Raw genomic sequence first — 11,762 nt, 5'->3', positions numbered from 1 at the left:
TTTGTATACATCTATTAAGCGTTTTGACCTTTTTTGATCCATTCTGCTACATTTACTGTACGTTTCGCCTGATGTTTTGCGGCTGCTTCTGCATCCTCTTGGATCTTTCCATTTTGGTCAACAGTCACACTCACACCGTAAGGGTTACCCCCTGCGCCGTATAGGGAATCATCCGTGTATCCAGGAGCGGCAATAATGGCTCCCCAGTGGAACATCGTTGTATAAAGGCTCAGAACTGTCTGCTCCTGTCCGCCATTTGGGTTTTGTGCAGATGTCATCGCACTCACTGCTTTGTTTGCTAGTTTCCCTTGGAACCATAAACCGCCTGTTGTGTCTAAGAATTGCTTCATTTGAGCCGGTAAGTTACCGAAACGTGTCGGCATGCTGAAAATAATGGCATCTGCCCACTCTAAGTCACTTAACTGAACTTCAGGGACATCTTTTGTTTCATCTAAATGTGCTTTCCATGCTGGATTTGATGCAACAACTGCTTCTGGTGCCAATTCAGGAACCTTTAAAATTTTGACTTCAGCACCAGCTTCTTTCGCTCCAGCCTCAGCCCATTTTGCCATCTGATAGTTTGTACCTGTTGAACTATAATAAATAATCGCTAGTTTTACGTTTTCCACTTGTTCCATCTCCTTTTGTTTGGTTTGCCCAAATAGCTTCTGTAAAAATCCCACCTGTATTCCCCACCTTATTTAAATTGACGACGATACCACAATGCCGCAGCATCGACTTCTTCTCTCGTTAGTTGATGTCCACGATTTTCCCAATGAAGCGTTACGGATGCTCCCGCCTCCTGAAGCAGTTGCTCCAGTTCCTGAGATTCCTCAGGACGACACATTGGGTCATTTTCACCAGCTGCTATAAAGACTTGTTTCCCCGCTAATGAAGGTAATGAAACCCCTCGTCTTGGGACCATTGGATGATGCAGGATCGCTCCTTTCAGCGCATCTCCGTAATGGAATAACAGACTTCCAGCAATGTTCGCCCCGTTTGAATAGCCGATGGCTACCACATTGTGACGATCAAATCCATACTTATCTGCTGCTTCCCCGATAAATGTATATAATTCATCTGTACGCTCAATTAAATCTTGCTCATCAAAAACACCCTCTGCCAAACGCCTGAAAAAACGCGGCATACCGTTTTCTGATACATTTCCTCTCACACTAAGAACAGATGCTTCAGGGTCTACCACTTCTGCAAGCGGCAATAAGTCTTGCTCTGTCCCGCCAGTTCCATGCAGCATGAGAAGGACAGGCTTTTGTTCATTCTTTCCTTTTTGAAAAAGATGCTTCATCATGAATCTCCTTTCCCTTTGATTTCTCTTACCTCAATCGGCAGCACGATTTGTTCAATTTGACTACGCTGCGCCTCATATTGCGGTGGCAGTTTCAACGCTTCACCCATCGTTTCCACAGATTCATCGTGTGCAAACCCTGGAGGATCGGTCGCAATCTCAAATAATATGCCGCCAAGCTCTCTAAAATAAATCGCATTGAAATAATTTCGATCTTGCACAGGCGTCACTTGATATCCGCTTTGCGCAATATGGCTTTGCCAATCTAATTGATCCTGATCATCTGTTGCTCTCCACGCAATATGATGTACAACTCCCACGCCCATACGTCCTCGTGCAACAGGTGTCTTGTTCACATCAATGACATTGCCGATTTCTCCAAACGAACGGAATCTCACATAATCTCCTTCTGTGCCGACTTTTTCAAGTCCCATCGTTTGCTCTAGCAGCTGCATCGTTTGCTCAGGCTGTGAAGTTAATAAAACAGCTCCGCCAAACCCTTTAATCGCTACTTCTGGTGTCACCCCATTAAATGTCCAGTCATTCTGTTTTCCTTCTTCACGCTCTACAAGTTCTATCAATAAACCGTGCGGATCTTCAAATGAGAGAAAGGCCTCACCAAAGCGTTCAATCATTTCATAAGAAACGTCAAACTGCTCAAGGCGTTCCTTCCAAAAAGAGAAGGCACCGGTCGGTACGACATATGTTGTCACACCTACTTGACCTGCTCCAATTTGTCCCTTTTGTGCACCTGGCCAAGGGAAAAACGTAATAATGGTACCTGGAGAACCTCCTTCATTTCCAAAATATAAATGGTATGTGCCTGGATCATCAAAATTGACGGTCTTTTTCACGAGACGCAGACCTAAAACACCTGCATAAAAATCAACGTTCTCCTGAGGATGACCAACAATTGCTGTGATATGGTGAATTCCTTCTGTTTTCTTCACTTCTAATGACCTCCTCTTCATGACGTAACATGTCTCTACTCATTATGTCTTGACTAACGCTTTTATATTATCTCGAATTCGAGATATATGACCAAAAAATATATTTATCTCGAATTAAGGATATTCTTTTTTGAAATAGATGTCAATGATTTTTGTTTTTTTCTTTTCAAAAAGCAGGCCGCTTTATATATAGCAGACCTGCTTCCCCTTGATTATTGAAGCAATTTTTTCTTTTTTAAATAGGCTTCGGCTACTTGAAATGCATCTTTCCCCTTCACATTGACTTCGTAATTCATTTCTCTCATCTCATCATCTGTGATTTGACCAGCGAGCTTGTTGAGAGAGGCCTCAATCTCAGGATACTCTTTTAATGTCTCCTGTCTTAGCAAAGGCGCTCCTTGATAGGGCGGGAAAACATGCTTGTCGTCATCCAGCACCTTCAACTTGTATTGTCTCAATTCACTGTCTGTCGAATACGCATCGACCAACTGAATATTCCCTTTTTGAATGGCTCGATATCGAAGTTTCGGTTCCATCGTGACCACGTCGCCAAAAGAAAACTGATAAGCTTTTTGAATGCCTAAATATCCATCCTGACGATCAGAAAACTCTAAAGTAAAGCCAGCACGTATACGATTCTTGATTTGACCCAGATCTGAAATTTTTGATAAATCATATTGATCCGCTAGTGATTGAGGCACGGCTAAAGCATATGTATTGTTATAAGCCATCGGCAGGAGAAGCTGAAGCTGAAAGGATGACACCAAACCTTGGCGCGCTTGCTCATACACTTTTTCCTTATCCGTGCTTTTCGCTGTTTCTTTCAGAAATTCAGAAATCGCTGTCCCTGTAAATTCAGGATAGATGTCAATATCACCAGACCGCAGTGCTTGAAAAACAAAGGACGTCTTACCAAGACCAGGCTTAAGATTGACTTGGATATCTGTATCCTGCTCAATTAAAAGCTTATACATAGAGATCAAAATTTCAGGCTCTGACCCCAGCTTCCCTCCAATGGTGATCTCTTTCTTTTCTTGTTGAAACAGCAATGGGGTAGCGACAACTGCTCCTGCTATTACAGCAAAGACCGTCACAGAGATCACGGTTTTTTTAAAGGAGATTTTCTCAAGTGTCCGCAAGACCACATCAAATAAGAGCGCAAGTAATGCAGCTGGAATAGCACCAATGATGATCAAAGACATATCATTTCGATCAATTCCAAGCAGAATCAGACTCCCTAATCCACCTGCCCCAATAAGAGCTGCAAGAGTGGCTGTCCCTACAATGAGGACCATCCCCGTTCGGATACCTGCCATGATCACCGGCATAGCAAGAGGGAGTTCTACTTTTAATAAGCGTTTGCGGTGATTCATTCCCATAGCGAGCGCCGCTTCCCGCAGCGACGGATCGACCTCACGAATGCCTGTATATGTGTTCCTTAAAATAGGAAGAAGAGCATAGACGACAAGAGCGATAATTGCGGGCACTTGACCAATCCCAACGAGAGGAATCAGTAGTCCAAGCAGCGCCAAAGACGGAATTGTCTGCAAGACAGCCGTCACCCCAATGATCCACTCTGCTATCTTAGGGACTCTCGTTAAATAAATCCCTAATGGAATGGCAATCAAAATCGCTAGAAATAACGCAATGAAGGAAATTTGAATATGCTCAAGTAAGGCGTGTCCGAGCTGATCTTTTCGAGCCCATAGCACACTGGTCCATTCATTCATGTGTCTCGCCCCTCTCAGCAGAAGTACCGGCTAAATACTGAATCACCGCTTGACGAGTGATGAGTCCAATCCGTTCCCCATCCTTCTCAACAACAAGCTCTTCATGCTCTGCCAGTCGAGATAGAACCTCTTCCAGCGTCGCATGGATGGAGACCACCTCATCGCCTAACAGATCATCTTGAGGCATGGGCTGAGAAATAGTTGTCAGCTCAAATGCTTGATGGTCTACATGATGGGCAGCTCCTGAAACAAACTCCCGCACAAATGGATTCACTGGATGCTGAATCAATTCCTCTGGGCGTCCAACCTGCACCACTTTTCCTTCATTCATCACACATATCCGATCCCCAAGCTTCATGGCTTCCTGCATATCATGTGTCACAAAAACGATGGTCTTTTGAATACGGCGCTGTAACTCAAGCAGATCATCTTGTAATTTCTCTCTCGTCAGTGGATCTAACGCACTAAAAGGTTCATCCATTAGGACAATCTCAGGATCAGCAGCAAGTGCCCGTGCTACGCCGACTCGCTGCTGCTGTCCTCCTGAAAGCTCTGCTGGCTTTCGATGTCGATAGGTAGCAGGCTCAAGCCCCACCATGAACATCAACTCATCAACACGCTGATTCGTCTCAGCCCGCTTCCATTGTTTCAGCTCTGGCACTACAGCAATATTCTCTTCTATGGTCATATGAGGGAACAACGCTATTTGCTGAAGCACATAACCAATATCCCAGCGCAGCTCATAAATATCATAATCGCTGATGGTTCGACCCTTTATGTAAATCTCACCTTCTGTAGAAGAGATGAGACGATTGATCATTTTCAAAGTCGTCGTTTTCCCGCTTCCACTAGGTCCAATCAATACAAAAAATTCACCTTTCTGAATCTCCAAATCAACAGATTGAACGGCATAGCGGTCATCAGAAAATTGCATCGATACATTCTTAAATTCAATCATCTTCCCACGCCCTGACTGCAAGTATATTTTAAAATACCAATATGACAGATTAACCTAGTATTTGTATAGAACAAACTGTCACGTTGACTCTCTTTTTACATACTTCCCCTAGTTAGACTGCCAGAAACGACTTTCTCATAAAAGTGAGACAAATAAAAAAAGCGAAGAGCTCAAGGCCCTTCGCTTTTAAGTCAACGACTTACTCACCAGTAACGTATGGAAGTAATGCCATTTGACGTGATTTTTTAATCGCTAATGTCAATTTACGTTGATACTTAGCGCTAGTTCCTGTTACACGACGAGGTAAAATTTTACCACGCTCAGAAACAAACTTTCTAAGAAGATCAACATCTTTGTAATCGATGTGCGTGATTCCGTTAGAAGTAAAGAAACATACTTTACGACGTTTCGCACGACCGCCTCTGCGTCCACCTGCCATTTGTTTTCACACCTTTCCTTTGGTCATTTTTTTCAGATCAATTAGAATGGCAAATCATCATCGGAGATGTCAATCGGTTTACCATCATTCGCAAATGGGTCATCATTGAAGCTATTTCCCTGATTACGATTTTGGTTGTTTTGATTGCCATATGGATTTTGACTTGGTTCATTTCCAAATGGATTCTGATCATTTTGGCTGCCGCCATAATACTGGCCTCCGCTATTGCCACCGCCGCTGTATCCACCTGAACCAGCACCGCCGCTTTTAGGCTCAAGAAATTGAACACTTTCAGCTTGAACTTCTGTCACGAAGACACGCTGTCCTTGCTGGTTTTCATAGTTTCTTGTCTGCAAGCGACCGTCTACACCGGCAAGACTTCCTTTTTTCAAGAAATTAGCCACGTTCTCGGCTTGTCTTCTCCAAGTAACACAGTTAATGAAATCGGCTTCACGCTCTCCAGATTGATTCGTAAACGTACGATTCACAGCTAGAGTAAACGTGGCTACAGCCGCACCATTAGGCGTGTAGCGAAGCTCAGGGTCTTTTGTTAGTCTTCCGACCAATACAACACGGTTTAGCATATTGAAAGACCACCTTTAAATATATATTTCAATGATTTATTCTTCTTCTTTAACAACAATGTGGCGAATGATATCGTCACTGATCTTAGCTAAGCGGTCAAATTCTTGAACTGCTGCAGCGTCAGATTGAACGTTTACGATTTGGTAGAAGCCTTCACGGAAATCGTTGATTTCGTATGCAAGACGACGTTTACCCCAATCCTTTGTTCCAGTGATCTCCGCACCGTTAGAAGTTAACACGTTATTAAAACGGTCGATAACTGCTTTTTTAGCCTCATCGTCAACTGTTGGGCGGATGATGTACATAACTTCGTACTTTCTCATCTGATTGCACCTCCTTTTGGTCTAAGCGGCCCTATACGGGCAAGGAGCAATAAATTATATTACTCACAATTGTATATTATAACAAATTACTTGGCCTATGACAAGAACCTATACGTTAAAACGGAAATGAATGACGTCTCCATCTTTCACTATATATTCTTTACCTTCTAAACGAACTTTACCTGCTTCTTTTGCAGCAGACATACTTCCGCCAGCTAGTAAATCTTCATAAGCAACCGTTTCAGCACGAATAAATCCACGCTCGAAGTCCGTATGAATGATTCCAGCACATTCCGGCGCCTTCATTCCTTTTTTAAATGTCCAAGCGCGCACTTCTTGCTCACCTGCTGTGAAATACGTAGCTAAACCTAGAAGTGAATAAGACGCTTTAATCAACTGATCTAAACCTGATTCTTTGATGCCCAGCTCTTCAAGGAACATTTGCTTCTCTTCTCCTTCAAGCTCTGCAATTTCAGACTCAATCTTCGCACAAACGACGATGACTTCAGCGTTTTCTCCAGATGCAAACTCACGAATTTGCTGTACATATTCGTTTCCGTCCTGATCTGCTACTTCGTCCTCACTCACATTTGCTACATACAGAATAGGTTTTGACGTGAGTAAATGAAGCTGCTTCACAAGCTTCTGCTGCTCATCTGTAAATTCAACCGATCTTGCAGATTTTCCAGCTTCAAATGCGTCCTTCAGCTTTTCCAAAATATCAAATTCAGCTACCGCTTCCTTATCTTTTTGTTTCGCAAGCTTACTGACACGAGTTAAACGCTTTTCAACCGTTTCTAGATCAGCCAAAATCAATTCTAAATTAATCGTTTCAATATCTGACACTGGGTCAACCTTACCTGACACATGTGTAATGTTATCATCAGCAAAAGCTCTCACCACGTGACAGATCGCATCTACTTGACGAATGTGAGAAAGGAATTTATTCCCTAAACCTTCTCCTTTAGATGCACCTTTCACAATACCAGCAATATCAGTGAATTCGAAAGCAGTCGGAACTGTCTTTTTTGGCTGCACTAATTCTGTCAGTTTTTGCAAACGCTCGTCTGGAACTTCTACAATTCCGACGTTTGGATCAATGGTACAGAACGGATAGTTAGCAGACTCCGCTCCAGCCTGTGTAATTGCATTAAATAGCGTTGACTTCCCGACGTTAGGTAAGCCAACAATACCAGCTGTTAAAGCCATTCTTTCATCTCCTCTATATGAAACGTGCTCGTTATACTGCGTAATATGAACCTAGAGCAATTATAAGTAGGTTTACATGAAAAGACAAGCTAACCATCATGCATTTTCAATAGAAGAAACATTACCAAAAAGACTAAATCGGAGCTTTAAAATAAGAAATTGCATCTGTTTCTCTGAACAAAAGACAAATTTCATCAAAAAAGCATGAGGCCTACTTAAGCAGTTGGCTCCTCATGCTTGACGAGAATTTTCTTCATTTTTCGTTCAAAATCTCTTCTTGGGATCATCACGCTGTGCCCACACCCTTCGCATTTAATACGAATATCCATGCCCAAACGAATGACTTTCCACCGATTGGCACCACATGGATGGGGTTTTTTCATTTCAACGACGTCATGTAACCCAAATGCTTTGTCTGCCATCAGCATTCACCTCTCTTGCTCACTTCATTAAATCTATTGTACAAAAAAACGCCGATGGAGAGCAATGCACAAAATAAAGAGCCGCTGTCATGTATCAATCCCGTTCTTTTTTATAGAAAAAACCCTTCTTTTAGATCATTTTATTTGTGACCAATAGTTACTTAAACTCCGCTTTTTTTCAATATTGTCACAAACACTGTAGGTCAAAAGGTTTTTATTGGTAGAACGCTGTGGTTTTTCCATATTTTTTGATTTATGATATCTGCATAAATGTTATGTGAGGGAGCAGGTACGATGGTCAATCGAAAGGATAGATTAACCGACAAAGATTATAAAATCATATCCGATCACGCTGGAAACGCAGAGAATTACCAGCAGAACCATACGATAGAAGTAGGTCAGCATACGCTCACTGTCAACGATTTTCTAAAAATAGATCATCAATTATATGGTTTAACGATGCAGCAGGAACAGTCAGATGAGTTCATTGTCGCATTTCACTGTCCTCTGCCAAAACAAATGACGGTGACATCGACACAAGATGTTCAAACGGCTACCCAATCATTGTTAAAAACGGATTATGCCTACCCCATTGAAAGAAAATCCTTAGCCGGAAAACAAGATCATGTCTTTTTTAAAGGGAAGGAATACATCGAGGACGTCTGTCAGAAGCACCCGAATGCAACCATCTATCTCACTGGACAAGCGCTTGCCGGTGCTGTTTGTGCTTACATTGCGACAGAACAGCCAGCTGTCAAAAAAGCCATCACATTCGATAGCCCAAATATATGGAGCAGCCTGGCACCTTCCATTCAGCAAAAAGCAGTAGAAGGAAAATACACCCATGTTCTCACAGAATATATTCAACCCAATCATTATGTAGGTTTACTCAATCGCCATGATCATGGAGTTGGACAAGTCAAGTACACCGTACCGCCCCGGGAGCAGGGATCGGTCCAAGAATCCATAAAATATAAACCAAGAGAAATTGACACCTTTTTAAGATCAGCTTTTGCATCGATGAATATAGAATGGAACGAATCATTTGATACAAATGCATTTTTAGCTCTCGTTTCAGGAGAGTTTAAAGTAAATGGGTATTCATTCCATTCGAATGGAACCGCCCGTATTTTAGATGAACAGCTTGATCACAATACAAGTTTTACAGCGATGCTTTTACAAGAAATCCATTCAGGCCGTGCATATGCACAAAGCGGGCTTGAAATTATCATAAAATCCCATTTACTAAAAAATTCATCTTATGATCTACAAAGTATTATTGAACATGAAGTACACACTGTATTTGAGAAAATAGATGGAATTGATGATAGTGTAAAAGATGCCGTCCATCATGTAAAACAAGAACTGAAAGGACTTGTCGGCTTTGGTCACTATGATTTATTAACCCATAGCGATGTAGAAGCACTGTTAGAGGAAGTAAGGATGGAGCAGCCGCAATCATCCTTTTATTCTCATGAAAAACAACTGAATGCCTTGTACACCTTGAGAGACTACGAACAAGAACTTTCCACCCTTTCAAGACATATGTACACAATGGGTGATGACTATGCCAAGGCAGATAGACGCCTTGCGATGCAAATGGGTATTCGTTAAGAAAGGAGTCGCCATATGATCAATCAAAATAAACCTCCTAGTGACGCCCAGCGTTTCTTGCAAAATGTGAGTGCCCGCCGCTCCATGTCTGTATTCGAAAGTCAATCTGCACCACAAACACAATCGCAATCACCTGAAGAAATTGCCGCTATTCAGGCCATGCGCAGAGAAGGACAACGAAAAGATTTAAAGCGATTGCTGAAAATGCGGCTTCACGATGAATTGGCAAACACACGCATGCACTTGGAGTACCAATTGTCCAAAACAGAAGACATGATGAACCAGACAACCATTGTCAAACAGCATGTATCCCAGCATTTAAAGGGACAAGCCATCTCAGAAATAGAGGAACGCATGCAGCGTCTCCAGCACATGCCTGTATATGACGATATCAAGGAAGCGATTGATTCCATTCGGATAAAATAAGCACTTCTCTTTGAAAGAGAGGTGTTTATTTTATTTTATCAGTATAATTTTTAGAACGAAAAAATATCTTTTTACTTAAAATCGGATACAGCATTAAACAGACAAGCAAATAAAGATTGAGCAAGCTGTAAATCGGATACAAGAAAGCAATCAAATCAGCAAATCCAAGAGAGGTTAAAGGTGCCATCAAAAGAAGCATGATGAATACAATGAACCAGCGGGGCATTCGTACAAAAGAGAGCATGCGGCTGGATAAACCAAATAATCCCGCAGCGGTTGTTGTATAAATCGCTAAACAAAGAACAATGGTCATAAACACAAACAATGATGTTGGTGCCCCCTCTAATACTGTAAACAAAGGGATCCCCTCTGCTGAAAGACTCCCAGAAATATCAACTAGTATTTCGTTATACACATAAGAAATGACACCAAAAATCAAACCGCTTAATATACTCGCAACCTTGGCCTCTCCAAGCCCCTTCATTTCTTTCCCCACTGAAGACAGCACCGCCACAACAGATAATATATTCAAAGAAGCAAAGACGATACTGGCAGGCCAATTGTATTGCTGGCCAAAATCAATTCTCCACATATGATCATGATTCATATAATAAAAAACAAACGCATAGATGAGCCCCGCCACCAAAATTGGTATAATGAAAGCATTCACAGATAAGAGCCCTTTCACATCCCAGAAAAAAATCATAAATGAGAATAAACAAAATGCACCGATTCCAACCCAAAATGGCACATGATACATCTCAAGTGTCACCCCGCCACCGGCAATCATGACTGTTGTTGTCGTGAATAGATAAAGAACAATTAAAATATCATACACCTTGGCCAGCCAAGGACCTACAACACGCTCTAACACCGGCACAAAATGATCGGCACGCACCTCATAACTGATTTTTAACACCACATAGGTAGACAGCATAAACATGAGCGTAAACAGTAGAATGGCTAGTCCGCTATCAAGGCCAAAAAACTGCCAAATTTCTTGACCGGAGGCATATCCCGCTCCTATCAAGCTTCCTAAAATTAAAAGCGTCCACCTTGAACCAGCCTTCCACACAATCATCACCTCATAGGTATAGAATTAAGCTTGTTTCCGTATACTGATACTAACTACTATGACAAGGAAGTGAGACCTATGAATAGCAAGAACGGTCTTTTTTTAAGAAATAGGGTGAAAGAATACGTGTCCCATACGGATACAAATGCCATTCAGCAGCTTAAAAGTATTTTATTCTCGCATCTTCAGAAAGCAGGAAAAAGACCCGTTGCCATCGTCTGCATAGGAACAGACCGCTCAACCGGTGACTCTCTAGGTCCACTTGTAGGAACAAAGCTTTCAAGTCTTGATTTAAAAAAGTTGCATGTATACGGCACTCTCTCTGACCCAGTGCATGCGGTCAATTTAAAGGAAAAGCTCGCTGAAATTGAACAAGCTCATAAACACCCATTTATCGTAGCCGTTGATGCCTGTTTAGGGAGAGTGAAAAGTGTAGGATCGTTTCAAATTGGAGAAGGACCGTTAAAGCCCGGTGCAGGTGTGCAAAAAGAGCTGCCAGAAGTAGGCAATATTCATATTAATGGAATCGTCAACGTGAGCGGTTTTATGGAATACTTCGTTCTCCAAAACACACGTCTTCATCTTGTGATGTCTATGGCCAATACACTTTCTGAAAGTCTATCCCACATTGATCAAATGGATTGGACGAGAGAAAAAAGCCGTTCTCTCTTCACCCCTATTCAAAATATCACGGGAAGAATATAAAAAAGACCATCTCATATCAA

14 protein-coding genes are annotated in these 11,762 nt (G+C 42.0%); 3 read left to right on the top strand and 11 right to left on the bottom strand.

What is annotated here, in order from left to right:
- Positions 1-14: 14 nt before the first annotated feature.
- The 10 genes from wrbA to MHH23_RS01445 form a co-directional block, all read right to left on the bottom strand.
- Positions 15-638, bottom strand: a complete 624-nt coding sequence (gene wrbA, locus MHH23_RS01490) for an NAD(P)H:quinone oxidoreductase (RefSeq protein WP_045034926.1) — start codon at positions 636-638, stop codon at positions 15-17.
- A gap of 59 nt (positions 639-697) precedes the next feature.
- Positions 698-1,309 (bottom strand): alpha/beta hydrolase, encoded by a 612-nt coding sequence (locus MHH23_RS01485; protein ID WP_039169022.1) that lies wholly within the window; start codon positions 1,307-1,309, stop codon positions 698-700.
- On the bottom strand, positions 1,306-2,277 hold the full coding sequence (locus tag MHH23_RS01480; RefSeq protein ID WP_172793269.1) for a ring-cleaving dioxygenase: 972 nt from the start codon (positions 2,275-2,277) through the stop codon (positions 1,306-1,308). The genes MHH23_RS01485 and MHH23_RS01480 overlap by 4 nt, the downstream gene beginning before the upstream one ends.
- Before the next feature lie 191 nt (positions 2,278-2,468).
- Positions 2,469-3,986 (bottom strand): ABC transporter permease/substrate-binding protein, encoded by a 1,518-nt coding sequence (locus MHH23_RS01475; protein ID WP_340958738.1) that lies wholly within the window; start codon positions 3,984-3,986, stop codon positions 2,469-2,471.
- Positions 3,979-4,944, bottom strand: a complete 966-nt coding sequence (locus MHH23_RS01470; RefSeq protein ID WP_268430246.1) for an ABC transporter ATP-binding protein — start codon at positions 4,942-4,944, stop codon at positions 3,979-3,981. The genes MHH23_RS01475 and MHH23_RS01470 overlap by 8 nt, the downstream gene beginning before the upstream one ends.
- Before the next feature lie 199 nt (positions 4,945-5,143).
- Positions 5,144-5,383 carry a 30S ribosomal protein S18 gene (gene rpsR / locus MHH23_RS01465; protein WP_008347556.1) on the bottom strand — a complete coding sequence of 80 codons (240 nt, stop codon included), beginning with the start codon at positions 5,381-5,383 and terminating at the stop codon, positions 5,144-5,146.
- 41 nt (positions 5,384-5,424) lie between these two features.
- Positions 5,425-5,967, bottom strand: a complete 543-nt coding sequence (gene ssbA, locus MHH23_RS01460; RefSeq protein ID WP_007497456.1) for a single-stranded DNA-binding protein SsbA — start codon at positions 5,965-5,967, stop codon at positions 5,425-5,427.
- Between the two features lie 36 nt (positions 5,968-6,003).
- Complete coding sequence (gene rpsF / locus MHH23_RS01455; protein WP_008347557.1) at positions 6,004-6,291, bottom strand: 30S ribosomal protein S6; 288 nt, start codon at positions 6,289-6,291, stop codon at positions 6,004-6,006.
- Between the two features lie 108 nt (positions 6,292-6,399).
- The gene (gene ychF, locus MHH23_RS01450; protein WP_007497458.1) at positions 6,400-7,500 is read right to left on the bottom strand and encodes a redox-regulated ATPase YchF; all 1,101 of its coding nucleotides are present in this window, start codon (positions 7,498-7,500) and stop codon (positions 6,400-6,402) included.
- A gap of 215 nt (positions 7,501-7,715) precedes the next feature.
- Positions 7,716-7,922: a DUF951 domain-containing protein gene (locus MHH23_RS01445; protein ID WP_008347561.1), complete on the bottom strand. Its 207-nt coding sequence runs from the start codon at positions 7,920-7,922 to the stop codon at positions 7,716-7,718.
- A 294-nt stretch (positions 7,923-8,216) separates the two neighbouring features.
- Between MHH23_RS01445 and MHH23_RS01440 the strand changes: the two genes are divergently transcribed.
- Positions 8,217-9,536, top strand: a complete 1,320-nt coding sequence (locus MHH23_RS01440; protein WP_039169028.1) for a phage hydrolase — start codon at positions 8,217-8,219, stop codon at positions 9,534-9,536.
- A 15-nt stretch (positions 9,537-9,551) separates the two neighbouring features.
- Complete coding sequence (locus MHH23_RS01435) at positions 9,552-9,962, top strand: hypothetical protein (RefSeq protein ID WP_007497462.1); 411 nt, start codon at positions 9,552-9,554, stop codon at positions 9,960-9,962.
- A 25-nt stretch (positions 9,963-9,987) separates the two neighbouring features.
- Here the strand turns inward: MHH23_RS01435 and MHH23_RS01430 are convergent, their stop codons facing one another.
- The gene (locus tag MHH23_RS01430; RefSeq protein WP_268430247.1) at positions 9,988-11,043 is read right to left on the bottom strand and encodes a YkvI family membrane protein; all 1,056 of its coding nucleotides are present in this window, start codon (positions 11,041-11,043) and stop codon (positions 9,988-9,990) included.
- A gap of 72 nt (positions 11,044-11,115) precedes the next feature.
- Here MHH23_RS01430 and yyaC point away from each other — a divergent pair, with 72 nt between their 5' ends.
- Entirely contained in the window at positions 11,116-11,742 is a 627-nt protein-coding gene (gene yyaC, locus MHH23_RS01425; protein WP_025208343.1) for a spore protease YyaC, read from the top strand.
- Positions 11,743-11,762: the final 20 nt, after the last annotated feature.

Origin of the sequence: Bacillus sp. FSL K6-3458 (genome assembly GCF_038005045.1) — a bacterium.
Taxonomy (GTDB): Bacteria; Bacillota; Bacilli; order Bacillales; family Bacillaceae; genus Bacillus; species Bacillus altitudinis.
The sequence above is the reverse complement of the archived record's forward strand: the minus strand, read 5'-3'. Positions and strand labels throughout refer to the sequence as shown.

What these genes read in the sequence shown, in the direction of transcription:
- MHH23_RS01480 (WP_172793269.1), bottom strand. Translation starts at nt 2,277, where the DNA reads ATGAAGAGGAGGTCATTAGAAGTGAAGAAAACAGAAGGAATTCACCAT.
- wrbA (WP_045034926.1), bottom strand. Translation starts at nt 638, where the DNA reads ATGGAACAAGTGGAAAACGTAAAACTAGCGATTATTTATTATAGTTCA.
- yyaC (WP_025208343.1), top strand. Translation starts at nt 11,116, where the DNA reads ATGAATAGCAAGAACGGTCTTTTTTTAAGAAATAGGGTGAAAGAATAC.
- rpsF (WP_008347557.1), bottom strand. Translation starts at nt 6,291, where the DNA reads ATGAGAAAGTACGAAGTTATGTACATCATCCGCCCAACAGTTGACGAT.
- MHH23_RS01470 (WP_268430246.1), bottom strand. Translation starts at nt 4,944, where the DNA reads ATGATTGAATTTAAGAATGTATCGATGCAATTTTCTGATGACCGCTAT.
- MHH23_RS01475 (WP_340958738.1), bottom strand. Translation starts at nt 3,986, where the DNA reads ATGAATGAATGGACCAGTGTGCTATGGGCTCGAAAAGATCAGCTCGGA.
- ssbA (WP_007497456.1), bottom strand. Translation starts at nt 5,967, where the DNA reads ATGCTAAACCGTGTTGTATTGGTCGGAAGACTAACAAAAGACCCTGAG.
- MHH23_RS01440 (WP_039169028.1), top strand. Translation starts at nt 8,217, where the DNA reads ATGGTCAATCGAAAGGATAGATTAACCGACAAAGATTATAAAATCATA.
- MHH23_RS01435 (WP_007497462.1), top strand. Translation starts at nt 9,552, where the DNA reads ATGATCAATCAAAATAAACCTCCTAGTGACGCCCAGCGTTTCTTGCAA.
- MHH23_RS01445 (WP_008347561.1), bottom strand. Translation starts at nt 7,922, where the DNA reads ATGGCAGACAAAGCATTTGGGTTACATGACGTCGTTGAAATGAAAAAA.
- ychF (WP_007497458.1), bottom strand. Translation starts at nt 7,500, where the DNA reads ATGGCTTTAACAGCTGGTATTGTTGGCTTACCTAACGTCGGGAAGTCA.
- MHH23_RS01485 (WP_039169022.1), bottom strand. Translation starts at nt 1,309, where the DNA reads ATGATGAAGCATCTTTTTCAAAAAGGAAAGAATGAACAAAAGCCTGTC.
- MHH23_RS01430 (WP_268430247.1), bottom strand. Translation starts at nt 11,043, where the DNA reads ATGATTGTGTGGAAGGCTGGTTCAAGGTGGACGCTTTTAATTTTAGGA.
- rpsR (WP_008347556.1), bottom strand. Translation starts at nt 5,383, where the DNA reads ATGGCAGGTGGACGCAGAGGCGGTCGTGCGAAACGTCGTAAAGTATGT.